At 71.8% G+C, this 26,591-nt stretch carries 25 protein-coding genes; 11 read left to right on the plus strand and 14 right to left on the minus strand.

The window, feature by feature from the left end; genetic code table 11:
- Positions 1-211 precede the first annotated feature (211 nt).
- The gene (locus LXT23_RS41190) at positions 212-985 is read left to right on the plus strand and encodes an SDR family NAD(P)-dependent oxidoreductase (protein ID WP_253985945.1); all 774 of its coding nucleotides are present in this window, start codon (positions 212-214) and stop codon (positions 983-985) included.
- Between the two features lie 139 nt (positions 986-1,124).
- Complete coding sequence (locus tag LXT23_RS41195; protein WP_253985946.1) at positions 1,125-2,165, plus strand: PA0069 family radical SAM protein; 1,041 nt, start codon at positions 1,125-1,127, stop codon at positions 2,163-2,165.
- Between the two features lies 1 nt (position 2,166).
- Here the strand turns inward: LXT23_RS41195 and LXT23_RS41200 are convergent, their stop codons facing one another.
- The 3 genes from LXT23_RS41200 to serC all read right to left on the minus strand — a co-directional run bounded on the left by LXT23_RS41200 (position 2,167) and on the right by serC (position 4,237).
- Entirely contained in the window at positions 2,167-2,415 is a 249-nt protein-coding gene (locus LXT23_RS41200; protein WP_253985947.1) for a GlsB/YeaQ/YmgE family stress response membrane protein, read from the minus strand.
- 134 nt (positions 2,416-2,549) lie between these two features.
- Positions 2,550-3,110 (minus strand): chalcone isomerase family protein, encoded by a 561-nt coding sequence (locus LXT23_RS41205; protein ID WP_253985948.1) that lies wholly within the window; start codon positions 3,108-3,110, stop codon positions 2,550-2,552.
- Between the two features lie 38 nt (positions 3,111-3,148).
- The gene (serC, locus tag LXT23_RS41210; protein ID WP_253985949.1) at positions 3,149-4,237 is read right to left on the minus strand and encodes a 3-phosphoserine/phosphohydroxythreonine transaminase; all 1,089 of its coding nucleotides are present in this window, start codon (positions 4,235-4,237) and stop codon (positions 3,149-3,151) included.
- A 161-nt stretch (positions 4,238-4,398) separates the two neighbouring features.
- Between serC and LXT23_RS41215 the strand changes: the two genes are divergently transcribed.
- From LXT23_RS41215 to LXT23_RS41235, 5 genes are read left to right on the plus strand one after another with little or no spacing between them, the layout of a single operon-like run.
- Entirely contained in the window at positions 4,399-4,974 is a 576-nt protein-coding gene (locus LXT23_RS41215; protein WP_253985950.1) for an RNA polymerase sigma factor, read from the plus strand.
- Between the two features lie 6 nt (positions 4,975-4,980).
- Complete coding sequence (locus tag LXT23_RS41220) at positions 4,981-5,799, plus strand: hypothetical protein (RefSeq protein WP_253985951.1); 819 nt, start codon at positions 4,981-4,983, stop codon at positions 5,797-5,799.
- Between the two features lie 10 nt (positions 5,800-5,809).
- Positions 5,810-7,450, plus strand: coding sequence for a caspase family protein (locus LXT23_RS41225; RefSeq protein WP_253985952.1), 1,641 nt, complete (start codon positions 5,810-5,812; stop codon positions 7,448-7,450).
- Positions 7,450-8,556, plus strand: coding sequence for a carboxypeptidase-like regulatory domain-containing protein (locus tag LXT23_RS41230; protein ID WP_253985953.1), 1,107 nt, complete (start codon positions 7,450-7,452; stop codon positions 8,554-8,556). The genes LXT23_RS41225 and LXT23_RS41230 overlap by 1 nt, the downstream gene beginning before the upstream one ends.
- A gap of 5 nt (positions 8,557-8,561) precedes the next feature.
- Positions 8,562-11,378 (plus strand): PKD domain-containing protein, encoded by a 2,817-nt coding sequence (locus LXT23_RS41235; RefSeq protein ID WP_253985954.1) that lies wholly within the window; start codon positions 8,562-8,564, stop codon positions 11,376-11,378.
- Between the two features lie 10 nt (positions 11,379-11,388).
- On the opposite strand, the gene LXT23_RS41240 is transcribed toward LXT23_RS41235, so the two are convergent.
- From LXT23_RS41240 to LXT23_RS50245, 7 genes are all read right to left on the minus strand, one after another.
- Entirely contained in the window at positions 11,389-12,114 is a 726-nt protein-coding gene (locus LXT23_RS41240; protein ID WP_253985955.1) for an HvfC/BufC N-terminal domain-containing protein, read from the minus strand.
- Positions 12,111-12,956, minus strand: a complete 846-nt coding sequence (gene bufB, locus LXT23_RS41245; protein WP_256561674.1) for an MNIO family bufferin maturase — start codon at positions 12,954-12,956, stop codon at positions 12,111-12,113. Before bufB ends, LXT23_RS41240 begins: the two co-directional genes overlap by 4 nt.
- Before the next feature lie 78 nt (positions 12,957-13,034).
- Positions 13,035-13,295, minus strand: a complete 261-nt coding sequence (locus LXT23_RS41250) for a hypothetical protein (RefSeq protein ID WP_253985956.1) — start codon at positions 13,293-13,295, stop codon at positions 13,035-13,037.
- Positions 13,296-13,501: 206 nt separating this feature from the next.
- Positions 13,502-14,935: a M61 metallopeptidase family protein gene (locus tag LXT23_RS41255; protein ID WP_253985957.1), complete on the minus strand. Its 1,434-nt coding sequence runs from the start codon at positions 14,933-14,935 to the stop codon at positions 13,502-13,504.
- Between the two features lie 30 nt (positions 14,936-14,965).
- On the minus strand, positions 14,966-16,183 hold the full coding sequence (locus LXT23_RS41260; protein WP_256561660.1) for a DUF1015 domain-containing protein: 1,218 nt from the start codon (positions 16,181-16,183) through the stop codon (positions 14,966-14,968).
- Between the two features lie 148 nt (positions 16,184-16,331).
- A complete protein-coding gene (locus tag LXT23_RS41265; protein WP_253985959.1) occupies positions 16,332-16,949 on the minus strand; it encodes a TetR/AcrR family transcriptional regulator in 618 nt (205 codons plus the stop codon).
- Positions 16,950-16,963: 14 nt separating this feature from the next.
- Complete coding sequence (locus LXT23_RS50245; protein WP_253985960.1) at positions 16,964-17,491, minus strand: PaaI family thioesterase; 528 nt, start codon at positions 17,489-17,491, stop codon at positions 16,964-16,966.
- Positions 17,492-17,680: 189 nt separating this feature from the next.
- Here LXT23_RS50245 and fabF point away from each other — a divergent pair, with 189 nt between their 5' ends.
- The 3 genes from fabF to LXT23_RS41285 all read left to right on the plus strand — a co-directional run bounded on the left by fabF (position 17,681) and on the right by LXT23_RS41285 (position 21,820).
- Positions 17,681-18,925 carry a beta-ketoacyl-ACP synthase II gene (gene fabF / locus LXT23_RS41275; protein WP_253985961.1) on the plus strand — a complete coding sequence of 415 codons (1,245 nt, stop codon included), beginning with the start codon at positions 17,681-17,683 and terminating at the stop codon, positions 18,923-18,925.
- A gap of 350 nt (positions 18,926-19,275) precedes the next feature.
- Complete coding sequence (locus LXT23_RS41280) at positions 19,276-20,940, plus strand: helix-turn-helix domain-containing protein (RefSeq protein ID WP_253985962.1); 1,665 nt, start codon at positions 19,276-19,278, stop codon at positions 20,938-20,940.
- Between the two features lie 7 nt (positions 20,941-20,947).
- On the plus strand, positions 20,948-21,820 hold the full coding sequence (locus tag LXT23_RS41285; RefSeq protein ID WP_253985963.1) for a tetratricopeptide repeat protein: 873 nt from the start codon (positions 20,948-20,950) through the stop codon (positions 21,818-21,820).
- Positions 21,821-21,884: 64 nt separating this feature from the next.
- Here LXT23_RS41285 and LXT23_RS41290 read toward each other — a convergent pair whose 3' ends face one another.
- The 3 genes from LXT23_RS41290 to LXT23_RS41300 form a co-directional block, all read right to left on the minus strand.
- Positions 21,885-22,352, minus strand: coding sequence for a hypothetical protein (locus tag LXT23_RS41290; protein ID WP_253985964.1), 468 nt, complete (start codon positions 22,350-22,352; stop codon positions 21,885-21,887).
- Entirely contained in the window at positions 22,349-23,131 is a 783-nt protein-coding gene (locus LXT23_RS41295) for a sulfite exporter TauE/SafE family protein (protein WP_253985965.1), read from the minus strand. Before LXT23_RS41295 ends, LXT23_RS41290 begins: the two co-directional genes overlap by 4 nt.
- Positions 23,132-23,257: 126 nt before the next feature.
- Positions 23,258-24,151, minus strand: a complete 894-nt coding sequence (locus LXT23_RS41300) for a hypothetical protein (protein WP_323379144.1) — start codon at positions 24,149-24,151, stop codon at positions 23,258-23,260.
- Between the two features lie 141 nt (positions 24,152-24,292).
- Here LXT23_RS41300 and LXT23_RS41305 point away from each other — a divergent pair, with 141 nt between their 5' ends.
- Positions 24,293-25,912: a leucyl aminopeptidase gene (locus LXT23_RS41305; protein WP_253985967.1), complete on the plus strand. Its 1,620-nt coding sequence runs from the start codon at positions 24,293-24,295 to the stop codon at positions 25,910-25,912.
- A 36-nt stretch (positions 25,913-25,948) separates the two neighbouring features.
- Here the strand turns inward: LXT23_RS41305 and LXT23_RS41310 are convergent, their stop codons facing one another.
- Positions 25,949-26,566, minus strand: a complete 618-nt coding sequence (locus LXT23_RS41310) for a hypothetical protein (RefSeq protein WP_253985968.1) — start codon at positions 26,564-26,566, stop codon at positions 25,949-25,951.
- Positions 26,567-26,591: the final 25 nt, after the last annotated feature.

Below are 26,591 nucleotides of genomic sequence, written 5' to 3' on the forward strand. Positions count from 1 at the left end.
TCGGCGTACTTGCCGGCCCCGCTGAGTGTCTCCGCCTCTTTCCCATTGCACGTCTGGGCCGCAACTCCCGACAGGTACCAGCTCGGCAAGGGGCCAGACTGCTCGACGGCATGCCGCCACCCTCGCGGGTTCCGTGGCTAGTGCCGCTGGCGTGCTCTCTCTAGTATCCGCTGCGGCTGGAGCCCCAGCCGCCCTCGAGAAGGAGCACATCATGAAGCGGTTGCAGGACAAGGTCGCGGTCATCACCGGCGGCGGCAGTGGCATCGGAGCGGCGACGGCCGCGCTCTTCGTCCAGGAGGGCGCCCGGGTGGTGGTGGTGGGCCGGAACGCGGAGAAGCTCCGCAAGACGGTGCAGGACATCAACCACGAGAACGTCAGCTACACCGTGGCGGATGTCTCGCAGGTCGAGGACACCCAGCGCTACCTCCGTGAAGCGGTGGAGCGCTACGGCGGGCTCGACATCCTGGTGAGCAACGCGGGCATCCAGGGGGAGTTCCACCCCATCTCCGACATCCCCGTGGAGTCCTTCGACGCGGTGATGGCCATCAACGTGCGCGGGACATGGCTGGCCATCAAGTACGCCTTCCCCGAGCTGCAGAAGCGCGGCGGCGGGAGCATCATCCTCACCTCCTCGGCGGGAGGCCTCGGTGGGATGGGAATCTCCTCGCCGTACGTGGCCAGCAAGCACGCCGTCGTGGGAATCGCGCGCGCGGCCGCCATCGACGGTGCGCCCCACCGCATCCGGGTCAACGCCGTATGCCCCGGCCCTGTCGACAACGACATGATGACCAACGTGGAGCGGACCCTGGGGGTCGGCAAGGAGGCCGAGATTCGGGCCTGGGTCGCCGGACGCGTGCCCCTCAAGCGCTTCGCCTCCAACGAGGAGGTCGCCCGGTTGAACCTCTTCCTCGCCAGCGAGGACAGCAGCTACTGCACCGGCGGCGCCTATCCCGTGGACGGTGGCTGGTCCTCCAGCCTGCCCTGAGCAGCGCGGCGCGGGCAGCACCTTCTCCCCGCTGCTCGCGCCCCTCTTCACCTGCTCGTTCCCTCCCCCGCCGCCTGGCCGTCGGGACGGACGCGCACGGACACTTGACTGAACGTGCTTTCAGGCACACGGTGCGCATGTGAAGGCGCGCCCCATCGACAATCCGCCCAACCCCTGGGCCAGCACCGCGGTGGAGTACCTGGACGAGATTCCGCCCTCGAAGCTGGAGGTGTTCGAGGACCACAGCCGGCAGGTGGTGTCGCGCAACGACAGCCCGGACGTGTGCTTCACCTGGAGCGTCAACCCGTACCGCGGCTGCCTGCACGCCTGCGCCTACTGCTACGCGCGCCCCTCGCACCAGTACCTGGACCTGGGCGCCGGCACGGACTTCGAGACGAAGCTGGTGGTGAAGCCGCGCGCTCCGGAGCTGTTGCGCGAGGCCTTCGAGAAGCCGTCGTGGAAGGGCGAGACGGTCGTCTTCAGCGGCGTCACCGACTGCTACCAGCCGCTGGAGGCGTCCCTGCGCCTCACGCGCGGCTGTCTGGAGGTCTGCGCCGAGTACCGCAACCCGGTGGGCATCATCACCAAGGGCGTGCTGATTGAGCGGGACATCGACGTCCTCCAGCGCCTGGCCCGGGACGCGCGGCTGTGGGTGAGCGTCAGCCTGCCCTTCCACAACGCGGAGCTCGCCCGCGCCATGGAGCCCTACGCGGCGTCACCCCAGCGGCGGCTGCTCGCCATTCAGCGGCTCACCGAGGCCGGCATCGACGTGGCGGTGTCCGTGGCCCCCATCATCCCGGGGCTCAACGACGAGGACATCCCCCGGGTGCTCGCCGCGGCGCGCGAGGCGGGCGCCACCCGCGCCCACCACACCCTGGTGCGCCTGCCCGGCCCGGTGCAGGAAGTCTTCACGGAGCGCCTGCGCGCGAAGCTGCCCCTGCGCGCCGAGCGCGTGCTGCACCGCATCCGCGAGACGCGCGGCGGGGAGCTCACCGACTCGCGCTTCAAGAGCCGCATGCGTGGCGAGGGGCTCTACGCGGAGACCATTCACCGCCTCTTCCACACGGCGGCGCGCAAGGTGGGCATCCGCACCTCGTCCGTCACCGAGCACGACGCCCCGGACACCTTCCGGCGCCCGGAGCGCAAGCCGCCGCCCACCCCGCAGCTCAGCCTCTTCTGAGCTATCTGCGGATGGCCTGGACGATGCTGATGAGGATGACGGCCCCCACCGTGGCCACCGCCAGCGAGTAGAGGTTGAAGCCCGTCACACCCCTGCCGCCAATCAGGCTGAACAGCCAGCCGCCCAGCATCGCGCCGATGATGCCGGTGGCGACGTTGGCGAACAGCCCCATCCGGGCATTGGTGCCCTTGATGATGCTCGCCAGCCAACCGGCGATTCCTCCGAGCACCAGCCACGTACAGATACCCATGTCGTCCTCCCTTCCCACCAGCTGCCTTCGACTACGGGCGAAGCGTCGGGGGATTGCACTCCCCCTCTACACGACGACGCCCCGCGGCTCACGAGGAGACACGGGGCGCCGGTCACATCCAGGAAGGCCCGGGCTCAGTCCTTGCCGAGCATCCCATCCTTGAGGTCACCGTCCACGGGGCTCTTCCCCACGAAGACGGAGAAGAGCGCGTCCGCGAAGTCCTTGCCCTCCACGGTAATGGTCTGCCCGCCCTTGGCGCTCTGCACGCGGGTGCCCTGGCCGGGGACGTAGGTGAGGATGAGCTCGTCGCCCTTCTTCACGTCGGTGACGCCCGAGTTGAACTGGTCCAGCTTGGGCTGCAGCTCCGCCAGCTTGCTGCCCGCGTTCTTCTTGAAGGCATCGCCGATGGCGTCGGTGATGGTCTTCTTGTCCAAGTCCCGCAGCATGTACATGCGCACGCGCTTGATTTCGTCCGCGCTGATGATCTTCGCCCCGTCCTGGGACGGGTTCTCCACGTACAGCCCCGCGGTGTAGACCTTGAACACCATCTTGGTGCGCAGCCCCACCCCGTTGAGCTTCAGCTCCTTGCCCTCCACGGTGGCAGTCTCCGGGTACTTCACCCCGGCGACGTCCTTGGCAAACGCGGGAGCGGCGAGCAGCAGGGACAGCGCGACGGCGGACAGCGTGGTTTTCATGAAACCTCCGGTAGGTAATCCCTGGGGTTGGACGCAGCCTAGCCGTGCATCTTCACGAAGTGGTCCATGAAGGTGGCCAGGGTGCGCACATTCTCCACCGTCACGGCGTTGTAGGTGGAAACCCGGATGCCGCCCGCGGTCCGGTGCCCCTTCAGGCCCACCATGCCCTGCTTCTTCGCCTCCGCGACGAAGGCGGCGTCCAGCGCCTCGGTGGGCAGGTGGAAGACGACGTTCATCACTGAACGGGACTCGCGCTCCACCGGCGCCCGGTAGAAGCCCGCGTGCCGGTCGATGGCGCCGTAGAGCAGCTCCGCCTTCTGCCGGTTCCACCGCTCCAGCTGCTCCAGGCCGCCCACGTCCTTCATCCAGGCCAGCACGTTGCGCACCAGGTAGATGGCCAGGGTGGGAGGCGTGTTGTAGAGCGAGTTGTTCTCCGCGTGGACGGTGTAGCGGAAGAACTTGGGGATGTCCTTGCGCCCCCGGGCGATGAAGGCCTTGTCCGCCAGCACCAGCGTCACGCCGGAGGGGCCCAGGTTCTTCTGCGCGCCCGCGTAGATGAGCCCGAAGCGGCTCACGTCGATGCGCTTCCACAGGAAGTCCGAGCTCATGTCCGCCACGAGCGGCACGTTCCCCACGTCCGGGAAGGTGTGCCACTGGGTGCCGTAGATGGTGTTGTTGCTCGTCAGGTGGACGTAGGCCGCCTTGGGGTCCAGCTGGAGCTCGGCCTGGCGGGGCACGCGCGTGTAGTGCTTGTCCGGCTGGACCGTGGTGGCCGCGACGCGGGGTTTCCCGTAGTACTTCGCCTCGTCGAGGGCCTTCTCGCTCCACACTCCCGTCATGAGGTAGTCCGCCCCCGTTTCGGGGGTGAGGAAGTTCATCGGCACCTGGGCGAACTGCTGCGAGGCACCGCCGGTGAGGAAGAGGACCTGATGGGTGGTGGGGATGCCGAGCAGCCCGGTCAGCAGGGAGATGGCCTCGTCGTGGACGGCCTCGTACACGGGCCCCCGGTGGCTATGCTCCATGACGGACATGCCCGAGCCCTGGAAGTCGAGCAGCTCGTCGCGGGCGCGCTCGAGCGCCGGCAGGGGCAGACCGGCGGGGCCGGGATTGAAGTTGATGACGCGCATGGCAGTGTCCTTTGGGAAATGAACGACCGCGGCACCATTCTTCCCCCTGGCGCCCCCCCCGGTGCCAGTGCGAAGGAGCCTGCTCGGCTGCTTTGAGCCCAGAGCAACGGGAATTCCCCGGTTGAGTGGCCGACGCATGGATTCGGGGGTCTGGAGGTCAGGTGGGTTCCTCGGAGGGGTTGACGGAGTGGGTGAAGCGGGCGTCCCGAGGGGAGGCGACTGCCTACAGTGAGCTGTACCGGCGCTCCCGGCCCATGGTGGCGCGGCTGGTGGCCGGGTTCGCCCCGCTGGACCCGGACGAGGTGGAGGACGTCATCCAGGAGACCTTTGTCCGGGCGTTCCGGGCGCTCCCCCGACTGAAGGAGGTCGGAGCGTTCGAAGCGTGGCTGCTGTCCATTGCCCGCAACCGGGCCCGGACACGGCTGGAGCGCAAGTCGAGCACGCGGCGGCTGGAAGACGACGTGGCGGACCCGGAGCCAGAGACGGTTCCCCACATCCCCGAGGCGCTGCAGCTGGAGCGCGACATCGAGGTGGTGCGACAGCTCATCGCCGAGCTGCCGGAGGGCGAGGAGAAGCGGACGGTGCAGCTCTTCTACATTGAGGGCGAGCTGTCGGCGCGGGAGATTGCGGAGAAGCTGGGCGTGGGGAAGAGCGCGGTGACGATGCGGCTCGAGCGGTTCCGGGGCCGCATCAAGAGAGAGTTGCTCCGGCGGGTGCTAGCCGGTCGGTGGGAGTGAGCAGTCATGAGACACCTGGATGACAATGCGCTGCGCGCCCTCTCCCAGCGAGAGCCGGAGGCCGTGGCGTACTTCCGCGAGCACCTGGCCGCGCCGTGTGAGACGTGTGAGGAGTTCCTCGCCACCCACGCCGGGCCGGACGTGCTCGACGGGCGGGTGGACGCCGCGCTGATGGGCCTCGGCCCGCCGGCGAAGGACGCCCCGCTGAATGAGCTGGGCCTGGCCCGGGTGCGCCGCGAGCTGCGCCAGGGCGGGCCGGGCGCCAGCGCCCGGCGCTGGGGAATCGCCGCGGGCGCCGTCGCCGCCTGCCTCCTGGCGGTGGTGGTGGTGCCCCGCCTGCGCGCGGCCGACCCGGGGGTGCAGACGGGCACGAATACCGGCTGGGACGGGGTGAAGGGCCCGGCGGGCCGCCTCGCCCTGGAGCTGGCCGTGGTGGCGCGGGGCGAGGACGGCGGCCTGCGGCGGTTGGATCCGGACTCGGCGGTGGAGGCCGCGGACGTGCTGCTGCTGCGCTACCACGCCACCGAGGCCGGCACCGCCCTGCTCTTCCAGCAGCGGGAGGGCCAGCGGCCCGAGCTGCTCGGCCGCTTCCCGCTGGAGGCGGGGACGCATGACCTGCAGGGCCCCCAGGGCCTGGCCGGTGTCAGCCTGGAGGGTGAGGCGGGGCCGGTGACGCTCTGGCTCGTCGGCTCGGCGGGCAGGCAGGAGCCCTCCGCGGACATGGTGCAGGAGGTGTTGGTGGGTGGAAGTGAGGCCCGGGAGCAGAGCCCCCTGGGCGTGACGAGGTTCGACGTCAGCGTCCGAAGCGGTCAGAATCGTCCCTGACCGGATGCCCGTGAGACGCCTCCTTCCCTTCCTGCTGGCGGTTGTTGCCGCATGTGCGGGGCCTGCTTCCGTGGAGAAGGGCGGCCTGGTGCCGCTCCGGCTCGACGAGGAGGCCCTGTCCACCGCCTATACGCCACGGCGCATGGCGCTGCTGGTGGGCATCTCCGAGTTCGACGACCCGCACTGGCGCGGCCTGCGCTACACGACCAAGGACGCCACGGACCTGGCGGCGGCGCTGAAGGACCCGGCGCGCGGCCGGTTCGACACGGTGCGGGTGCTCACCCGCCCGGAGGAGACGACGCGCGCGTCCATCCTCGCGGCGCTGCGGCAGCTCAAGCAGGAGGCCCACCGGCCGGATGACGTGGTGGTGGTGTACTTCTCCGCGCACGGCACCCTGGCGCGCGACAACCAGGGGGAGCTGCGGCGCTACCTGGTGACGCGCGACGCGTCCTTCCGCGCCATCCCGCAGACGGCGCTGTCCATGGACTCGCTCAAGGCGGAGTTCGACGGGCTGGCCAGCCGGCGCCGGCTGCTGGTGCTGGCCACGTGCCACAGCGGCAGCGGCAAGTCGCTGCTGCCCAAGGAGCTGGAGGCGGAGCTGTCCGGCATCAAGGCCGGCTTCTACGCGCGGCCCCTGGAGGAGTCGTCGCGCGCGTCGCTGGTGTTCGCCGCCTGCGACTGGGGCGAGACGGCGCGCGAGGACGAGGGCCTGCGCAACGACATCTACACCCACTTCCTCATCGAAGGCCTGGGCGGCAACGCGGACCGCAACGTGGACGGCGCCGTCACCGCCACCGAGGTGCACGACTACGCGCGGCGGCGCACCTTCGCCTTCACGGAGGGCCGGCAGCGGCCCTCGGCGGAAATCCTGGAGGTAGGGGCGGACCCCGTGGTGCTGTCGGGCACCATCGCCCGGACGGGCCGGCCCGAGCTGTTCTCCTACAACCCGCGGCTGGACGGCTTCACCCTCAAGGTGGACGGCGAGACGCGCACGGAGCTGCCGGGCGGCGCGGCGGTGACGCCGGGCAAGCGCACGGTGGAGCTGACCAAGGGCGACGCGGTGCTGGTGCGGCGCGACGTGGAGCTCGGCGTCGGCGAGCGCCTGCCGCTGGAGCGGCTGCTGCTGGAGGCCTTCCCCCGGCGCTCGCTGTCGCTGCTGGGCGGCATGTTCACCTTCGCGGACGCGCGCAGCCGCAGCGAGCTGCTGCCGCGGGCCCCCGAGGTCGCCGTGTCCCTGCGGCTCGAGGACCGCCCGCTTGAAAATTTCGGCCTGCTCTTTGACGTGAGCTTCAGCACGGGGCGGCAGGCGCTGCAGCTGCTCCCGGGCAGCGAGGTGCCCTTCGGCTACACCACGCTCACCGCCGGGGCGGCCCTGCCGTACCTCTGGCGGTGGGAGCGGGTGACGCTGTTCGCCGGACCGCGCGTGGCCGCTCTGTACCTGGGGCGGTCCTTTGACGTGGAGACCTTCGCGGGCAGCCAGAGCTTCTTCACGGTCAGCCCTGGCGTGGTGGGTGGTGCGGTGTGGCGGGTGGGTGAGCGGCTGGAGCTGATGTCACAGGCCCAGCTCATGCTCACGTACGTGGTGGTGGACGGACAGGGACAGGCCGTGGGCTTCACCGGCGCCTGGGCCGGTGTGGGATATCGATTCTGATGCGCTCGACTCTTCACATCGCGATGACCGCCCTCCTCGCGCTGGGCGTGAGCGCGTGCGGCAACCTGAGCAACGACCCCTTCCGGGTGGGCACCGTGCGGGGCCAGCTCAGCGAGTACGACGCGTCCGTCGCGCTGGTGTCGCTGGTGGGCCAGCCCGGCGTGCGCAGCACCGTGGACGCCGAGGGGCGCTTCACGCTGGAGCGCGTCCCCGCGGGCGCCGCGGAGCTGTTCATCGTGGCCACCGCGGAGAAGGCGGCGCGCGTCCCGGTGACGGTGCAGGGCGGGTACTCCGTCGAGCTGAAGCAGGTGGCGCCGACGGCCGCGGGCTTCTTCGACCTGCGCGTGAAGGCGTCCCAGGGTGAGCGCGTCTCCGGGGCGCAGGTCGCCGTGGTGGGCACGCCCTTCCAGCGGCTGAAGCTGGATGACAAGGGGCGGCTGCGCGTGGGGCCGCTGCCGGACGGCTGCTATGGCGTGTCGGTGTCCGCGACGGGCTTCCCCTCGCTGTCGGCCGAGGCGTGCGTGGGGCCCGGCGAGAAGAAGGAAATCAAGCTGGAGCTGGCGCTGGCCCCGGACCTGGTCGAGCGCGGCTGCGCGGTGACGGGCTGCGCGGACGGCCTGGTGTGCGCGCCCAACCGCCGGTGCGTGGAGTGCCACGCGGATTCGCAGTGCGCGGAGGGCCTGTCCTGCGTGGGCTTCCGCTGCGAGGGCCCCGGGCCGCAGTGCTCGCCGTGCGACGGGGACTGGAAGTGCCAGGCCGGCTCGCGCTGCGCGGACCTGCCCGAGGGTGGCACCGCCTGCGTGGCGGAGTGCTCCGCGGAGGGCGGCGAGGCGGAGGAAGAGGAGGAAGAGAGCGTGTGCGCGGCGGGCTTCACCTGCCAGCAGGGCCGGTGCCTGCCGGACGCGGCACGCTTCGAGGGCTGCCACTCGCTGCTGCGGCTGGGCACTCCGTGTGACGGGGACGCGCGGTGCCGGGAGCAGGGGCTGGCCGACGGGCTCTGCGTGGACGGGGCGTGCACCGTGTCGTGCGCGTCCCAGCGCGACTGCCCGGGTTCCCTCAAGTGCGAGGACTCCGCCGCCGGCCGCGTCTGCCGGCAGCGCCGCTAGCCGCCGTGAGACTCTGGCCCCACCCGCGCCTGCGCGCCGTCCTGGTGGCCCTGCTGGCCCTGGCCTCCACGGGCCTGGGGGCCTGTGACACGACGCCGTCCCCTCCCCCGCGTCCACCGGACCTGCCGCCCCTGCTGCGGCTCGTGCGTCCCGAGGCCGCGTCCGCCGTGCGCGTGGGGCAGCCGGTGGACTTCGAGGCCACGGTGGAGGACGCGGAGGACGGCGCGTCGCTGAGCGAGCGCGTGCTGTGGTTCTCCTCGCTCGAGGGCCAGCTGGCGCGGGGCGCGCGCATCACCGCCGCCTTCCGCGAGCCGGGCGACCACACGCTGACGGCCACGGTGATGGACTCGGCGGGGCAGGCCGCCAGCGCGTCGATGGCCCTGCGGGTGCTGGCCGTGGGCGCGCCCGTCGCCACCGTGGTGCGGCCCGAGCCCGGCAGCACCTTCAACCTGGGCGAGGTGCTGGACCTGGAGTGCGCGGCCTTCACCCAGGGCGGCGCGCGGCTGACGGGCGGCGCCGTGCAGTGGACGTCCGCGCTGTCCGGCCGGCTGCCTCAAGGCGAGTCGGTGAAGGCCGCCCTGGTGGTGGCGGGCGAGGACACCCTCACCTGCACCGCGAGGGACGCGGCCACCGGCGCCAGCACCACCACCAGCGTGCGCGTCACCGTGCGCACCATCCTGGCGCCGGCGGTGCTCATCACCCGCCCCGAGCAGGCGGAGCTGTACGTGAAGTCGGGCGAGCCCGCGCCCTTCAGCTCCACCGTCCTCTTCCGCGCCACGGCGCAGGACTTCAACACCGCGGGTGGCGCGGGCAACCTGGACGGCGCCATCCATTGGAGCCTGGAGCCGGGGGGCGTGGCGCTGGGCACCGGCCCGGCCGTGGCGCACACCTTCACCATGCCCGGCGACTACACGGTGACGGCGCGGGTGGTGGACGGCCGGGGCAACGCCGCCACGGACAGCGTGCGCGTGCTGCTGGTCACCAACCTGCCTCCGCGCTGCGAAATCGACACGCCGGTGGACAACGCACGCCTGCTTTTGGGCGCGAGCAGCCCGCTGCGCGGCCGGTGCCTGGACCCGGAGACGGGCTACACGCTGATGCCCACCTGGCGGACCAGCGCGTCGCCCATGCCGCTGGGCTCCGGCGAGCAGGTGGACGCCATCCTCACCGTGGCCGGCGCGCAGACGCTCTCTGCCTGCGCGTTGGACCCCGAGGACGCGGAAGTTCAGGGCTGCACCACGCGCGCGGTGCGCGCCTTCGTCAACTCGGCCCCCACCGACTGCGCCATCCAGGAGCCCCTGGCGGCCGCGGTGGTGAATGCCGGAAGGGCGGTGGTGCTGGCGGGCACGGCCACCGACGCGGAGACACCGCGCGGCGAGCTGCGCTTCGCGTGGACGTCCTCGCGCGATGGCGAGCTGGGGCTCGGCGAGCGCACCAGCACGCAGCGGCTGCTCACGCCGGGCGCCCACGTGCTGACGCTCACCGTGACGGACGCCTGGGGCCTGGCCTGCACCGCCACCGTGGGCGTGTCGGTGAACGGAGCGCCGAGCGTGCGCGTGGACGCCGTCCGTCAGGACGGCGTGGACTGCCTCGAGGAGCCGTGCCGGGAGGGCCGCCCCCTGGACGTCCTGGGCTTCGTGCAGGACCCGGAGGCGCCTGGCAGCATCGCGGGGCTGACGTGGCTGGACAGCCTGGGCGGCAGGCTTGAGGCGGGTGACAGCAGCATGTCCGGCCTCGCCGCCAGCCCCATCGCCACGCTCGCCGCGCCCGGTCCGGGCCGGCACACGGTGGTGCTCCTCGTCGAGGACCGCAACGGCTCCGTGGGCCGGGCCGCGGCCACCTTCACCGTGCTGACGCCCGGACGCACCCGGCTGGTGGAGACGGTGACGGACGACGCGCGGCCCGCGGTGGCGCTGGCGCTCTCCGGGGGCACGCTGCGCTACGTGGACGGAGCGTCGGCCATGGTGTTCAGCGAGCCGCCCCGGTCGGAGCCGCTGCCCGTGAGCGCGCCGGCGCTGGCGCTCTTCTCGCTGACGGGCGGGGGCGGAGGCGAGGTGCTCTTCGTGGGCACGGATGGCGGCGGCGTCCACCGGTGCGAGGGCGGCACCTGCGCGCGCTTCGCGGGCGGCCCCCTGGCGATTGCGGACGACCGGGTGACAGCGGTGGCCGCGCTGGCGACGCCGGACCTGCTGCTGCTGGGCACCCCGCGGGGCCTCGTCGTCACGCGTGCGAGCAACCCTTCCGCGGGAGGCCGTCCCGGCATCCTCGTCGGGCGGCGGCTGCTGGAGGGGCGCGAGGTGCGGCAGGTGGTCCTCTCGCCCGCCTCCACCGCGACGCAGGTGAAGGCCTGGGCCGCGACGTCCACCGGGCTCGCGGAGCTGACGGTGCACGTGGAGGACGACTTCGAGCCGGCGCTCGCCTCCGTCACGGTGGCGATGCACCTGCCCCCGCAGGTGCTGGACGCGGACGTGCGGGCGGTGGCCGTGGGCCCCGCGGGCCAGGTCTTCACGGGGACGCGCAGGGGCTTCAGCGCGCTGGGCCAGCCGGGCCCCGCGCTCCGGGACGCCCCCTGGGCGCTGCCGGACGAAGAGGTGCATGCGCTCCTCTTCGAGCGGCAGCCCTCCGACGCCGGGATGCGCGGGGTGCTGTGGGCCGGCATGAAGGACGGGCTGGTGCGCTACGACGTGGAGCGCGACATCGTCACCCGCTTCGGCGCGCAGGAGGGCCTGCCCGCGGCGAAGGTGCAGGTGCTGGTGGCGGGGCCCGACGGCACCCGCTACATCGGCACCTCGCACGGCGTGGCGAAGTACTCCGGCCGGTGAGCCGGCGCCTTCAGCCGCCCGGCGCCAGCACCAGGCCGTCGCGGGTGAAGCGCGCCACCGCCTCGCGCAAGTCAGGCTCGGGCATGCCGGTGGCGGCCGCCACGTCCGCCACGGAGAGCCCCTCCACCGCCATCTTCAGCACCAGCAGCGCGGGCGGCGTGGCCTCCATGTAGAACGTCACCAGCTGCCCGGGGTGGCGCCAGAGCAGCGCCAGCTCCTCCCCGGCCTCCGGCACCGTCCGCGCGCTCCCCGCCCGCACGTACGCGCAGAGGCGGAAGGCGTGCTCCAGCACCACCAGCGTGGGGTTGGCCGTCAGCCGCTCCACCCGCGGCGGCGGAGGCTCGGCGGACGCGAAGACGGCGAAGTCCGTCCACTCGAAGCGCGCCAGCGCGGACACGAAGGCCGGCAGCCCGCGAGGGGCCGCCGCGTCCGCGACGAAGGCGGGAAACCCCTCGCCCGCGTGGTTGAGCTCGTGGTGCCGTGCGGGCCGCGTCAGCGTGTAGTCCTCCACCAGCGCGCCCCAGGCCTCCGGCCCCACCGCGCCGCGCACCAGGGGATAGAGCTTCTCCAGGACGCCGCGCACGTGCCCGCGCACGAAGTCGCCATAGACGGCCACGCGGGTGCGGCGCGCGTCCCAGTCCGGGTGCTCCGCGTACAGCCGCTCGAGGGACTCCGCGCCGGGGCGGGCGAGGTACGCGTCCATGCTGTCGAAGAAGTGCTTCAGCCCGGGCTTCATCGCGCCGCTCCGTCGCGCAGCGCCGCGCGCGCCAGGTCCGCCTCGTCCAGCACCGCGTCCAGGGAGGGGATGTCCTGGTCCCACTCGATGAGCGTCGTCACCGGGCCGGTGCGCTCCAGCACGTAGCGGTACAGCGACCACACGTCGTCACAGACGCGGGCGCCGTGCGTGTCGATGATGACGTCCGGGTAGCGCGTGTGGCCGGCGAGGTGAACCTGCACCACGCGCTCCAGCGGCAGCGCGTCCACGAAGGCGCGGGCGTCGTACCCGTGGTTGAGCGCGTTGACGTAGACGTTGTTCACGTCCAGCAGCAGCCCGCAGTCGGCCTGCTCCACCACGTGGCGCAGGAAGTCCGCTTCCGGCAGCGTGCCGCCCGGCATCTTCGCGTAGTAGCTGGGGTTCTCCAGGAGGAAGGGCCGGCCCACGCGCGCCATCACCTCGCGCACGCGCGGCACCACGTGCTCCACGGCGGCCTCGCTGAAGGGCAGCGGCAGCAGGTCGTGCAGGTGCACCCCGCCCAGCCGCGAGTAGCACAGGTGGTCCGAGAAGAACGGCGCGTCCACCCGCTCCACCAGCGCCGCCAGCCGGGTGACGTAGTCGTCGTCCAGCGCGTCCGGCCCGCCGATGTCGAGGCCCACGCCGTGCGGCAGCACCGGCCAGCGCTCCGCGCAGCCGTCCAGCGCGCGCTGCGCCCTGCCGCCCAGCGTGAGGAAGTTCTCCGGGATGATCTCCACCCAGTCGAGCGGGCGGGGAGTGCGCGGCAGCTCCTCGTAGAAGCCCTTGCGCAGCCCGATGCCCGCGCCCAGCGGCTTCAGCCCGTGTCTCCGCGCGTACGTCGCCAGCACTGGGGACTCCTCCTCGGGAGGATGGAACGACACGGGCGGCGGGAGACCTTCCTCCCACCGCCCGGGACGGCGTGACTACTTCTTGCCGCTGCAGGAACCGGCGCCGCAGCTGCCCTCGGCGCCCTTCTCCGGCGTCGCGGCGGGGGCAGCGCCCTCCTGCTTCTGGCCGCTGCAGCCGGCCTCCGCGCCCTTCTCCTCGGCCGCCTTCTGGCCGCTGCAGCCGGCCTCGGCGCCCTTCTCCGCGGAAGCCTCCGCCGACTTCGTGGACGCACAGCCGGTGGCGAGCGAGGCCAGGGAGAGGGTGCCGACGATCGCCGCGAGAGCCTTGACGTTCATGGTGTTTCCTTTCGGTGCTGCCTTGGGGGGTGGACTACGGGGTACAGCGTGGAGCCCCGGCGCCGCACTGCTGCGTCACGCCACTGGCACCGGGAGGAGACTTGCGGGGCATGACGGACCTCACTTACGGGGGCCGGGAGCCCGTGGATGCATCCAGTACGAAACTCCCGCCCGCGGGTTACAGCGCCTGTCCCGTCCCCTTCCCATCAATCCGTGGCGCCGCGGGTGCGCCGACCGTCCACCGCCTCACGCAACAGGCTGTCCCGGGCCGGCACCAGCTTGACTCCCGCCGTGTCGGCCCTCACGCCGAGCGCTTCTAGCAGAGCGTCCATTTCAGCGAAAGCCGGGCGCTCCAGGTGCCGCGCCAGCAGCGCGTCGAACAGCGGCTGGCCCGCGACCGAGTCCACCACCTCGCCGAAGGCCCCGAAGGTGGACGTGGAGCCACGTGTCGCCAGCGCGTCCAGCACGTCATCCAGCCGCCGCTTGTTTCCAGTGACACGGCGCAATTCCACGTCGAGATGCAACGCGAAGAGCGCGCCCGTCCAGTAGACGCCGAGCGAGTACGGGCTGCCGGACACGGCCTCCTGCATGGTGCGCGCGCCGGACCACTGGCGGCCGCGCGCGAAGCCGTCGAGCAGCTCCTCCCACGCGCGCTGTGCGCTCTGCCGGCCCGAGCGGGCGCGGGCCACCTCCGTGTAGTAGGTGGCCAGGCCCTCCGACAGCCAGGGCACGCGCGGGACGAGGACGGGGTGCGCCAGGTGCAGCAGCTCGTGCACGGCCACCCAGTCGCGCTCGAAGGCGGCGGCCTCGGTGTCCTTCCCCACGAGGATGGAGATGCTGGGCGGCGAGCTCCACCGCACCATGCCGAAGAGGCTGGAGCCGTCGCGTCCAGGCACGGGGACGACGCGCACGGTGATGCGCGGGTGCGGGAAGGCGCTGCGCACGGTGCGGACTTCTTCGGCGGCCTGCTTCAGCCACGCGCACACGTCCGCGTCCCGCAGGTGCGTGAAGGTGCCGAGGATGGCCACGTCCAGCACGGCATCCGGCAGCCGCGCCTGGCACCGGCGCCCGCCGAAGCCATGGAAGCCGGAGTCCACCAGGTCCTCGCCGCGCAGCCGGTACAGGCCGCTGTCCTCCGGCAGCCACGGCAGCAGCGCGTCCGCGCCCTCCACGTACAGCTCCACGCGCAGCTCCGGCGTCACCACGCGGGGGCGGATGAGGTACTCGCGGCCGGCCACGTGGCGCGCGTCGCCCTCGCCCATGCCGGAGAAGAAGTCGGGCCCCTCCTGGCGGATGCGCGCGTCCAGCGCATAGCGGTAGCGCAAAAAGCGCGTGCCCCCGGGGACACTCACCGCGCCTTCGCGCACCGGCAGCGCGCGGACCTGCCCGTCCTCACGCCAGGCGTGCACGGTGTCCACGCCACCGGGTCCGCTGAACATGAAGTCGCGCGGCGTGCCTCGCGCCAGCACCACCTCCACGTCCAGCGCGTGCTCGGGCTCGCGCACGTAGGTGATGTTGTAGCGCAGCGCCGCGGGGTCCCCCACCGGACGCGGGCGGGGCAGCCCCTGGCAGGACAGACCCACGCACGCGAGCAGGAGGAGCGCGAGCCAGCGGCGGGCGGGAGCGAAGGGCGGGCTCATCGCGCCCCCCTGCCCCACGCCGCGCGCGGGTCAGAAGAGGTGCAGCACCAGGCCGCTGCGCAGCCGGGGCTCGAACCAGGTCGTCCTCGGCGGAACGACGTCACCCGCATCGGAGATGGCCATGAGCTGGTCCATGCCGGTGGGGAACAGCGCGAAGGCCACGGTCGCGGCCCTCGAGTCCACCCGCCGCTCCAGCGCCTCCATGCCATGGGTGCCCGGCACGCAGTCCAGGCGCACGTCCCTGCGCGGGTCGCCGATGCCCAGCAGCGGCCCCAGCAGGTTGCGCTGGAGGATGTTGACGTCCAGGCTCCCGGTGGGCGTGCGCTCCACGGTGCCCGGCTTCGCGGTGAGCTGGAACCACGTGCCCTCCAGGTACATGCCGAAGCGGTGGGCCCGGTCGGGCTGCTTCTGCGTCGCACGCGTCACCTCGAAGCGCTCCGCCAGCCGCTCCAGGAAGACGCCCGGCGACAGGCCGTTCAGGTCCTTCACCACGCGGTTGTAGTCGAGGACGCGCAGCTGGTCATGGGGGAAGGCCACCGCGAGGAACCGGCCGTGTCCGCCCTCCTGCTCCCGCTGCTCGCGCAGCGCGTGGACGCGCGAGGCCGCCACGCCGCGGTGGTGCCCGTCCGCGATGTAGAGCGCCGGCACCGACAGGAAGGCCTCCGCCAGGCGCCAGTTGAGGTCTCCGTGCACGCACCAGAAGGTGTGGCGGATGCCGTCCTCGGTGGTGAAGTCGGACTCGGCCAGCGCGTGCGTGCCCTCCTTCACCAGCGAGTCGATGAAGGAGTGCGCCCGGTAGGTGAGGAACACCGGCTCGTCGTTGGCGCCCAGCGCGTCCAGGTGCCGCGTGCGGTCCTCCGCCCTGTCCGCGCGCGGCATCGCATGCTGCTTGATGAGGCCGTCGTCGTACTCGTCCACGCTCGCGGTGGCCACCACGCCCGTCTGCACGTGGTCCCCCATGCGCTGGCGGTAGAGATAGAAGCCCGGCTGCGAGTCCTGACGCAGCCACTTCTCCGAGAGGAACACGTCCAGGTTGCGGCGCCCGAGCGCATGGACGGTGTCGGCGCACGCTTCCACACCGGGTGCCAGGTCCGCCTCGGGACGGGAGATGCGGAAGAAGCTGTGCGGGTTGCTCCGGACATCCGCACGGGCCTCCTCCACGCTGACGGCGTCGTACGGCGGCACCACGACGTGCTGCACGACCTCCCGGGAAGGCCGCACACCACGGAAGGGACGGAGATCGGCCAAGGTACTTCCCCCCTGTTGGCTGGAGCGGCAAGGGTCTCCCGCCCTGGCCGCCCGCGGGAACCGTCCCAGCGGGCCACACGCGCGCAAGCGAACACTTCCCCGCGCGCGAGTGCGACTGGAGGACACCCGGCCTTCGCCGGGCCCGCGCTCAGTGGGGCTTCCCGCCCGTGGAAGGCGCCACCTGCGACTCCTTCCCACCCGCGAGCAGGAAGTCCCGCGCCGCCTCCAGCAGCTCATCCGACAGGGGCAGCCCCTTCGTCGCGCGGGCCAGCGTCATGGTGCCGATGAGGAACGCCACCGTCGCCAGCGCCCGCTTGCGCGCGGTGACGCCGTCCAGGCCCGGCACGCGCGCGGCCATCTCCGCCGCCAGGCCGTCCACGCCCTGCGCGAAGACCTCGCGCGCCTCCGGCGTGCCGCGCGCCAGGTCCGACACCACCGCCGGCAGCACGCAGCCCGTCTCCATGTTGTCGCGGATGTGCCGGTTGAGGTAGCGGCGCACGAAGTGGCTCAGCCACTCCGAGCCCCGCAGCTCCTCCAGCCCGCCCAGCCACCGCTCGCCGTTGCGCGCGAAGAAGGCGCGGACGGACTCGGCCAGCAGGGAGTCCTTCGAGGCGAAGTGGGCATAGAAGCCGCCCACCGTCAGCCCCGCGGCGCGCATGACGCGCTCCACGCTGGCCCCCTCGAAGCCCTGCTTGCGGAAGAGGTTCTCCGCCGCCGCGAGGATCTTCTCGCGCGTGGCCTGCTTGTGCTCCGGTCCGTACCGCATCGTCTCGCCCTCTCCTACTCGCGGCCGCCCGCCCCGGGGGGACGGAACACCATGCACGTCGTGGTGCCGTGGGCATACAGCCTGCCCGAGGCGTCCGTCAGCCTCGCCTGCGCCGTGGCCACCCGCCCGCCCACGTGGATGACCTCCCCCGTGCAGGTCAGCCGGCCCGTGTCATGGGCAATGGCCCGCACCAGATTCACGTGCAGCTCCAGCGTGGTGTAGCCCGCGCCCGCCGGCAGCGTGGAGTGCACCGCGCACGCCAGCGCCGAGTCCAGCACCGTGGCCGCCAGCCCGCCATGCACGGTGCCGATGGGGTTGTAGTGGTACTCCGCCGGCTCCACCACGAACACCGCCCGCCCCTCGTCCACTTCCACCGGCCGGAAGCCCATCAGCTCCGCGATGGGTGCCCCCGGCACGTCGCCCCGGATGATGGCGCGCAGGTACTCCAGGCCCGACAGCGACTTCGCCGCCGCCACGCCCTCGCGCGGGTCCCTCCACGTCACCGTCCGGGTCCGCTGCGGACCGGCTGCGCCCTCGCTCATCGATGCTCCCTCCAGCTCCGGATTGAAATTATCTACATCATCTCATGCAAACCGCCACTTGAGTAGCAGCGCGAGACAGGCTTGCCCAGATGGCATTATGCTCATAATACAAATCCCGATTCAGTGCACGTCGGCTCGGGAAGCGGCCGGGCGGCCCGCGCACCCGGCGTGCCAGGAGATGGAGAGCCCATGCGGAAGCGGCGTGTCGTGGTGACAGGGATGGGGCTCATCAGCCCCTGTGGCACGGGAGTGGAGAAGAGCTGGGAGGCGCTGGTGGGTGGGCGCAGCGGCGTGGGCCCCATCACCCTCTTCGATGCGAGCAGGCTGGACTGCCGCTTCGCCGGCGAGGTGAAGGACTTCCAGGTGGAGGACTACATCGAGCGGCGGGAGGCGCGCCGGATGGACCGCTTCGCGCAGTTCGCCGTGGTGGCCGCGGACATGGCGCTGGCGGACTCGGGGCTGAAGGTCACCCCGGAGAACGCCGAGCGCGTGGCGTGCATCATCGGCTCCGGCATCGGCGGCATCTCCAGCCTGGAGGAGACCTACCGCAAGGCGCTGGAGAAGGGGCCGGACCGCATCAGCCCGTTCTTCATCCTGCAGATGATCATCAACATGGCGCCCGGGTACGTCACCCTGCGCCACGGCATCAAGGGCCCGTCGTGGTCCACCAACTCCGCCTGCTCCACCAGCGCCCACGCCCTCGGCGAGGCGATGCGCGGCATCCAGCGCGGTGAGTTCGACGCCGCGGTGGCCGGTGGCTCGGAGGCCCCCATCTCCCTGCTGGGCGTGGGCGGCTTCGCGGCGATGAAGGCCCTGTCCACGCGCAACGACGCGCCCCAGGCCGCCAGCCGCCCGTTCGACGCGGACCGCGACGGCTTCGTGCTGGCCGAGGGTGCCGGCATGCTCGTGCTCGAGGAGTGGGAGCACGCCCGCGCCCGTGGCGCGCGCATCCACGCCGAGCTCACCGGCTACGGCGCCAGCTCCGACGCGTACCACGTCACCCAGCCCGCCCCCGAGCACGAGGGCGCCCAGCGCAGCATGCGCGGCGCGCTGGCGGACGCGGGCCTGAAGCCCGCGGACATCGGCTACATCAACGCGCACGGCACCTCGACGGACATCGGCGACGTGCTGGAGATGGAGGGCATCGCCCGCGTCTTCGGCGACGCCGCCAGCACCGTGGCCGTCTCCTCCACCAAGTCCATGACGGGCCACATGAACGGCGCGGCCGGCGCGGCCGAGGCCGTCATCAGCGTGCTCGCCCTCACCCGCGGCCTGCTCCCGCCCACCATCAACCTGGAGCGCAAGGACCCACGCATCCACCTGGACTGCGTGCCCCACACCGCCCGCCCCGCCCACGTCGACGCCGTCATGAGCAACTCGTTCGGCTTCGGCGGCACCAACGTGTCACTCGTCTTCCAGCGAGTGAGGGAGTGATCCACTGCCCGCCACTTCATTCGGATGGCGAAGTTTCTCTGTAAACCGCGGAGGCTTTTTTACTGACGCACCCGAAGTCGCATGGCGCAGTGCGCCAGTAAACCCTTGACAAGGTGCGGCGAGGACGTGCCCGGGCCCACACCGCCGCAGGCTCAAAGCGCAGTGATTACATGCGCTTACGCCCCTTCCTACAGCTCTGTGGGGCGGGTGGACAGCTGTTCCGTCGCCCGCCGGACAGGGGTCCCCCCTCCCAAAAACGTTCATTGCAAATCGGTAAATCGATTTGCAAAGTGAGGCCAGGGCTTGAGGAGCGCGAGGCCAGGCGCGCTCCAGGACGGCCCGACTCGGCCATGAACGACAACGCACTGAACGCCAACGTGGGCCTGAAGCTCCGCGGGCTGCGGCTCGCCCGCAGCATCAAGCAGTCGGACGCGGCGAAGGACCTGGGGGTGTCCCCCGCGTACCTGAACCTCATCGAGAAGGGGAAGCGGGTGATGCCCTTCCCGCTGCTCTGGAAGGCGCTGCGCTACTTCGACCAGGACCCCGAGCAGTTCATGTCCACGCTGGGCGAGGGCCGCGTGGACGAGGCGCTGGCGAAGCTGCTCGACGAGCCGCTGCTCAAGAGCCTCGACATCGACCCGGAGTCGCTCCAGTCGCTGTCGGCGGAGCCGAAGCTGGCGGGCACGGTGGCCGCGCTCTTCAACCTCTACAAGAACACGCGCACGCAGCTGGAGAACGTGCTGGCGCAGCTCAACGTGGAGGAGCGCACCCGGGCGCAGGGCGGCGCGCAGAACGGCACGGTGCCGGGCGTGCGCTTCGACTACTCGCCCTTCGACGAGGTCAGCGACTTCCTGGAGAAGCACCGCAACTACTTCCCGGAGCTGGAGGAGCAGGCCGAAGCGATGCGGCGTGACGTCCGCCTGGAGCGCCAGCTCACCAGCGGCCAGCTCATCCGCCTGCTGGAGGAGCGCTTCGGCTACCAGGTCCTCTTCGACGACCCGGCGCCCAGCGGCTCGTCCGTGGTGCGGCGGCTGGACCCGGAGGCGCGCACGCTCACCCTGTCGCCCTTCCTCACCGAGCAGCCGCTGAAGTTCCAGATTGCCGCCTCCATCGGCCTGCTGGTGATGGACCGCGAGAAGCTGGTGGAGCGCATCCTCGTGGCGGGCCGCATGCGCCACGGAGAGACCGAGCGGCTCATCAAGGTCAACCTGGCCAACTACTTCGCCGGCGCGCTGATGCTGCCCTACGGGGACTTCTTCAAGGAGGTGCAGCGCACGCGCTACGACGTGGAGCTGCTCTCCAGCATCTTCGGCTCCACCTACGAGACGGTGGCCCACCGCATCTGCAACCTGTCGGACCCCAAGCGCCCCGGCATCCCCTTCCACTTCCTGCGCGCGGACATCGCCGGCAACATCTCCAAGCGCTACAGCGGCACCGGCATCCGCTTCGCCACCGGCGGCGGCTCCTGCGCGAAGTGGGCGGTGCACCTGGCCTTCCTCAACCCGTCCCAGCTCACCCGGCAGTACTCCATCATGCCGGACGGCACGACGTACTTCTGCTTCGCCAAGGTGCAGCTGCAGCCCATTGAAGGCTCCATCGTCAAGGGCACGGCGTACTCCATCGGCCTGGGCACCCACGCGGAGAACGCGAAGTACCTGGCGTACGGCCTGCCCACCACGGACCTGCGCAAGGACGCGATTCCCTCCGGCATCTCCTGCCGCTTCTGCGAGCGCACCGACTGCAACCAGCGCGCGGCGGCCAGCTACCGCTTCGCCTTCGCCTTCGACGAGTACACGAAGAAGGACTGCTTCTTCTCCCCGCTGCTCGTCCACGAGCAGGGCGACAAGGTGGAGAAGGAGCGCCACGGCACGCAGCCCGGCCCCATCCACGCCCACGGAGGTGGCCTGGAGAATGGCGCGCCGCCGCAGCTGCCCGCCGTCAACGGGACTCACGGGAGCGAGAAGGACGATTCGTTGGACAAGCCGCCCCGGCGCCGCAAGGGTGGCGACGCCTGAGGCCGACATGCACCCGTCCGACGACTCCCAACGCGCCCACATCCTCGACGCCATCCAGCAGCAGAAGAACGCGCTGGCCCCGCTGCGCATCACCGGCTCGCCCACCCAGGTGGGCCAGGGGCTGGTGACGCTGGCGGAGCTGCACGGCCTCCTGGACGACCATGCGGCGAGCCGCGGCTACTACGAGGAGGCGCTCGGCCTCTTCCAGCAGGCCGGCTACAAGCCCGGCCAGGCCCAGGCCCTCTTCGGGCTGGGCGTGGTGAAGGCCCACTTCGAGGACCACCGCGGCGCCATCGAGCGCATCGCCCAGGCCGCCCTCCTCTTCAACGAGGCGAAGGACCGCGAGGGCGAGGCCATGTCCCGCGCCGCCATCGGCGAGTCCCTGCGCTCGCTGGGCCAGCCGGAGGCCGCCGAGGAGAAGTACCAGGAGGCGCTCATCCTCCTGCGCCAGACGCGCAACCCCGACCGCGTGGCGCGGCTGCTGCTCGACATCGGCGACATCCGCATGGAGAAGGGCGAGTACGAGCCCGCCCGCAAGCGCTTCCTGGAGGCGGTGCCGCTCTTGGAGCAGGGCGAGGACGTGGAGGCGCTCGCGCAGGGCCACCTGCTGCTCGGCGAGTCCGAGGGCCTGCTGGGCAACCACGACGGCGCCCGCCCCCACCTGCTGCGCGCGGTGGAGCTGTACGAGCAGCTGCACGACCACGTGTACGAGGCCCGCGCCCGGTGGGACCTGGGGCTGTCCTGCTACTACCTGCAGGACTGGCAGGCGGCGCGCGCCCAGTTCGAGGCGGTGCTGCCGCTCTACGAGGACCAGGGCCGCCAGGACGAGGTCGCCAAGGTCCGCAACGTGCTGGCCCACTTCGCCGCGCGCGGCGTCTGAGCGCGCCCGCGGGTGCCCGGAGCCGCGAGCGGCTCCGTGGCTCCCTGGACCGCACCCACCAGCGTCACGTGTGGATGCCGGCGCGCACGGCGATGGCCAGCAGTCCCAGCACGCCCGCGGCGACGGCGGCGTAGCGCCACTCGCCCTTGAGGCCCAGCAGCGTCCCGGCCACCGCGAGCCGCGCCACCGGCGTCACCAGCAGCAGCGACGCGGCGCCCTTGCGCATCAGGTCGATGGCGACGTCGACGTTCTCCGAGCGGGGCAGCGCCTCCAGCCCGAGCGACACCACGAACATCCCTCCGCTCACCACCGCGCCGCCGCGCAGCACCCGGGCAATCCACCGGTCTCCGGCCAGCGCCCTGTCGCGCCGCCGAGTCCGCCCGGGTTGCGTGACGGGCTCGGCCTCCACCTCTGGTGCCAGCGACGCGCTGGCGTCCGGCACCACCATGTTCTGACTCACCCTCGGGTCCGCCATCACCGCCGCGGACACCCTCGACGCTTCCCGCGCCGCTGAGTCGTCGGGGTCGCTCACTTCCACATGCTCGGCCACAGTCCCGCCCCTCCCTTCCACAACATCTGGCTCGCCACCACCATCAACACCAGGGCGAAGAGCTTCTTGAGCACCGACGTGGGCACCTTCGGCATCAGCCGCCCGCCCACGTAGGCGCCCACCAGCACGCCCACCACCAGCGGCGACACCAGCGCCAGCTTGAGATGACCCCGCAGCGCGTAGGCGGCCACGCTCGCCGCGCCCGTCACGCCAATCATCAGGTTGCTGGTGGCGCTGGCGACCTTGAAGGGCACCCTCATGCCGTAGCTCATCAGCGGCACCTTGAGCGGCCCGCCGCCCACGCCCAGCAGCGCGGACAGCCCGCCCGCCACGAAGGAGCCGGAGATGCCCAGCGGGTAGTTCGTCGGCGTGTAGTCATCCAGCGTCGCCGGCTCCACGCGCGGCGAGCGCAACAGCAGCATCTGCAGCGCGACGTAGAGCGTGAAGAGGCCGAACACCACCGCCACCATCGCCGGCGCCACCATCGCCGCCACCAGCCCGCCGCAGATGGCGCCCAGCACCGTGGACAGCTCCAGCGTCAGCCCCAGCCGGATGTCACTCAGGTGGTTGTGCACGTAGCCCGCCGCCGCCGCGCACGAGTTGGCCACCACGCACATCAGGCTGGCCGGTATCGCCTCTTCCAGGGGGATGCCGAAGACCAGCACGAGCGCGGGCACCAGGACGATGCCGCCTCCAATGCCAAGCATGGCCCCGAGGGTACCCGCGAGGCCGCCAGCAAGCATGAGGAGGAGCAGCGTCATTCCTTCACGAGGATAGGAGCGGTCCCCCGCTTCGGACAGCGGCATTCCCCCCGGGGCACGTGGCTCGCCAGGATGCCTGCCCTGCACGTGAGGGACCCACGCGCCGCACTGCGACGGCGCACGACGCTACGCGGCGCGTGCCCCCAGTGTGCCTTCGGGGAAGGCCTCGAGGAAGCGCGCGCGCGTACGGGGTGTGAAGGTGCCTCTCGCCATGTAGCCGTGCAAGCGACGCAGCACGCCGCGCGCCGACTCCAGCGCACCTTCCACCTCGGCCGCGAAGTCGAAGGTGTCGTTGCGGTACAGCTCCTGGAACGTCAGGTGCGCATACGCCGGCAGTGCGCGCGCCCGGCCCATGGGGCTGGAGAGGAACAGTCCGGAGACGTACAGCCCGCGCACCCAGCCATCCACCTCCGCCTTGGAAGGCGCCTGGCCCACGCGCTCCTGCGACGACAGGCGCACCAGCTCGTAGATGCCCCGGCCGATGCCACGCCACGGGAAGCCCGGGCTCTTCACCACCTGACACTTCTCCCGCAGCCGTGACGTGCCCAGCAGGTCCACGCCGTGCAGCTCGCGCAGGTAGAAGAGCGTCTGCGCCCACTCGATGTCGCGGTGCGCATCCAGCGCGCGCTCGCCGCGGCGGCGGTGGCGGATGACCAGCCTGTCCACCACCGGATAGAGGCGGCGGTCCACGCACAGGTGCGTGAAGTAGCCCGCGAGCAGCGCCAGCCCCGGCTCGGTGCCCACCAGCGCGCCGGTGGCCACCAGCTCCGCCATCTTCAGGCCGAAGCCCACCGGCGCGCGCTCGTGGTACAGCCGGGCGAAGCGCGGCATCCCCCGCTCCGGGAGGAAGGCAGACAGCCCGCCGCGCACGCCTTCGCACAGCGGCAGGTCCGGCAGCGCCGCGCCGAAGCGCGCATAGGGCAGGTCCTCCGCGAGTGCGCGCACCCAGTCCGTCGGCAGCTCGCCGGGATTGGCGGCCATCCGTTCGATGGCGGTCAGATGCATCAGCAACGTGGGCATTCCCTGGAGTGCTAGCCAGTGCATCGCGTCATTGCAATGCTCGAATGACATCCAGCGCTTTGCGCTCGACAGGGCGGGCGTTACAGTCCGCGCCCTTCGGCAGCCCCTCATCCCATCATCCGTTCAGGAGTTTCACGGCCCATGAACTTCAGTTTCGTCTCCGGCGACGCCACGCGGGCGAGCGGCGAGCTCCTCGTCATCCCCCTCTTCGAGGGCGAGCTGGCAGACACAGCCCCCACGTCCCTGGCCACGGCCGACAGCGCCCTGGAGGGACGCCTGCGCGGCGCGGCCACCCAGGAGGGCTTCAAGGCCAAGACGGACCAGGCCTTCCTCATGCACACGCATGGCCGGGCCGGCGCCGAGCGCGTGCTGCTGCTGGGGCTGGGCAACCGCGCCCGCTTCCACCCCGAGGTGCTGCGCCTGGCCGCCGGCCGCGCGGCGAAGACGGCGCAGCGGCTGAAGGTGGGCTCGGCGGCCTTCGTGCTGCCGGCCACGGACGCGGCCGCCAACGCCGTGCGCGCGGTGGTGGAGGGCCTGGGCCTGGGCGTCTACCGCTTCGACAAGTACAAGTCCGCCGCCCGCGAGGAGAAGAACCCCGCGAAGCTGGACAAGGTCGCCCTGGTGCTGCCCGACGGCGTGGAGAAGTCCCGCGAGCTGGAGGACGCGCTGGCCCTGGCCAAGCGCGTGGCGGACGCCACCAACTGGGCGCGAGACCTGGTGAACGAGCCGCCCAACGTGGTGACGCCCACGGCGCTGGCGGAGGCCGCGCGGCAGGCGGCGAAGGAAGGCGGCCTGCAGGTCACCATCGGCGGCCGCCGCGACATCGAGAAGCTCAACATGGGCATGTTCCTCGGCGTCACCGCCGGCAGCATCGAGGAGCCGCGCCTCATCCACGTCGTCTACACGCCGAAGAACGCGCGCGACGCCAAGCGCCCGCCGCTGGCGCTGGTGGGCAAGGCGATCACCTTCGACTCGGGCGGCCTGTCCCTCAAGCCCACCGAGGGCATGGTGGAGATGAAGACGGACATGGCGGGCTCGGCCGCGGTGCTGGGCGCCATGAAGGTCATCGCCGCGCTCAAGCCGCCCTTCCCCGTGCATGCCTTCATCGGCGCGTGCGAGAACATGCCGTCCGGCACCGCGTACAAGCCGGGTGACATCCTCACCTCGCGGCTGGGCAAGACGGTGGAGATCACCAACACGGACGCGGAGGGCCGCCTGGTGCTGGGCGACATCCTCACCTGGGCCTGCGAGCACCGGCCGTCCGCCGTCATCGACCTGGCCACCCTCACGGGCGCCTGCGTCATCGCCCTGGGCAACTACATCGTCGGCGCCTTCGGCGAGCACGACGCCACGGTGAACGAGGTCCTCCAGTCCGCGCGCACCGCGGGCGAGGAGATGTGGCGCCTGCCGGTGAGCGAGCTGCAGAAGGACGCGCTGCGCTCCGAGGTGGCCGACATGAAGAACTCCGGCGAGCGCTGGGGCGGCTCCATCAACGCCGCGCTCTTCCTCAAGGAGTTCGTCGGCGAGACGCCGTGGGTGCACCTGGACATCGCCGGCCCCTCCAACAGCCCCAAGGAGCGCGGCTACCTCAGCAAGGGCGGCACCGGCGCGGGCCTGCGCACGCTGGTGGAGTGGGTGCGGCTGCGCGCCGCCACCCCGGACGACTACGAGGCCACGACGCCTCCGACGCCCCGGGCGGCCGCCACCAAGGCCGCCGCGAAGGGCGCCAAGAGCGCCCGCAAGGCCGCGAAGGGGGCCTGAGCGGGACTCTCCTGGGCTGGACCCCGCGCGGCCTTTTCAGCGGCGCGGGACGGCCTGGGACACCGCGGGCGCGTTGGGCCCGGGCAGAGGACGGACGCCTTCGATGAGGGCGTCCACGCTCTGGGTGACTCCGTCCGGCGACTGCGCGGGCCACGTGGCCAGCAGCATCAGCACGCGGCCCGGCCGGCCTTCCCGCACGGCCACCCGGCCCAGCACCGCGTCCCCCACCGTGAAGTCGAAGCCCACCGCGTTCTCCGACAGGGGAATGGGCGCGGGGTCCGTGGTGGTGAAGCCCGGCTGCTGGCGCAGCCCCTCCGTCAGCCGCTCGGCGAACTGCGTGGGAGACGCCACCGCGGGGGCCACCTGCAGCACCACCTGCGCCCCGGAGACGTTGTGGCGGAGGATGACGGGAATGGAGAGCCCCTCCGGCGTGCGCTCGTTCGTCTCGTCCAGCTGCCAGTCCGCCGTGGGCCGGACGATTTCGAAGCCCAGGTCCTCGTCCACGTAGCGCCGGGCGGTGGAGTGCTGTCCCGCGGTGCCGGCGCCGCCCACGCCCTCGCCCTCGCTCCGGGCCGCCGTCACCGCCGGGCGTGAAGCGCCGCAGGCCGTGCTCAGCACCAGGAGTCCCCACGCCAGCTTCCGCATTCCGCCCATGTCGCTCGTCCCCCGCCCGCAAAGG

Source organism: Pyxidicoccus xibeiensis (assembly GCF_024198175.1).
Lineage (GTDB): Bacteria > Myxococcota > Myxococcia > Myxococcales > Myxococcaceae > Myxococcus > Myxococcus xibeiensis.

Bases quoted from the DNA above. Each gene is read 5' to 3' on its own strand.
- LXT23_RS41190 (WP_253985945.1), top strand. From the start codon at position 212: ATGAAGCGGTTGCAGGACAAGGTCGCGGTCATCACCGGCGGCGGCAGT.
- LXT23_RS41200 (WP_253985947.1), bottom strand. From the start codon at position 2,415: ATGGGTATCTGTACGTGGCTGGTGCTCGGAGGAATCGCCGGTTGGCTG.
- LXT23_RS41205 (WP_253985948.1), bottom strand. From the start codon at position 3,110: ATGAAAACCACGCTGTCCGCCGTCGCGCTGTCCCTGCTGCTCGCCGCT.
- serC (WP_253985949.1), bottom strand. From the start codon at position 4,237: ATGCGCGTCATCAACTTCAATCCCGGCCCCGCCGGTCTGCCCCTGCCG.
- LXT23_RS41220 (WP_253985951.1), top strand. From the start codon at position 4,981: ATGAGACACCTGGATGACAATGCGCTGCGCGCCCTCTCCCAGCGAGAG.
- LXT23_RS41230 (WP_253985953.1), top strand. From the start codon at position 7,450: ATGCGCTCGACTCTTCACATCGCGATGACCGCCCTCCTCGCGCTGGGC.
- LXT23_RS41240 (WP_253985955.1), bottom strand. From the start codon at position 12,114: ATGAAGCCCGGGCTGAAGCACTTCTTCGACAGCATGGACGCGTACCTC.
- LXT23_RS41250 (WP_253985956.1), bottom strand. From the start codon at position 13,295: ATGAACGTCAAGGCTCTCGCGGCGATCGTCGGCACCCTCTCCCTGGCC.
- LXT23_RS41255 (WP_253985957.1), bottom strand. From the start codon at position 14,935: ATGAGCCCGCCCTTCGCTCCCGCCCGCCGCTGGCTCGCGCTCCTCCTG.
- LXT23_RS41265 (WP_253985959.1), bottom strand. From the start codon at position 16,949: ATGCGGTACGGACCGGAGCACAAGCAGGCCACGCGCGAGAAGATCCTC.
- LXT23_RS50245 (WP_253985960.1), bottom strand. From the start codon at position 17,491: ATGAGCGAGGGCGCAGCCGGTCCGCAGCGGACCCGGACGGTGACGTGG.
- fabF (WP_253985961.1), top strand. From the start codon at position 17,681: ATGCGGAAGCGGCGTGTCGTGGTGACAGGGATGGGGCTCATCAGCCCC.
- LXT23_RS41280 (WP_253985962.1), top strand. From the start codon at position 19,276: ATGAACGACAACGCACTGAACGCCAACGTGGGCCTGAAGCTCCGCGGG.
- LXT23_RS41285 (WP_253985963.1), top strand. From the start codon at position 20,948: ATGCACCCGTCCGACGACTCCCAACGCGCCCACATCCTCGACGCCATC.
- LXT23_RS41295 (WP_253985965.1), bottom strand. From the start codon at position 23,131: ATGACGCTGCTCCTCCTCATGCTTGCTGGCGGCCTCGCGGGTACCCTC.
- LXT23_RS41300 (WP_323379144.1), bottom strand. From the start codon at position 24,151: ATGCCCACGTTGCTGATGCATCTGACCGCCATCGAACGGATGGCCGCC.
- LXT23_RS41305 (WP_253985967.1), top strand. From the start codon at position 24,293: ATGAACTTCAGTTTCGTCTCCGGCGACGCCACGCGGGCGAGCGGCGAG.
- LXT23_RS41310 (WP_253985968.1), bottom strand. From the start codon at position 26,566: ATGGGCGGAATGCGGAAGCTGGCGTGGGGACTCCTGGTGCTGAGCACG.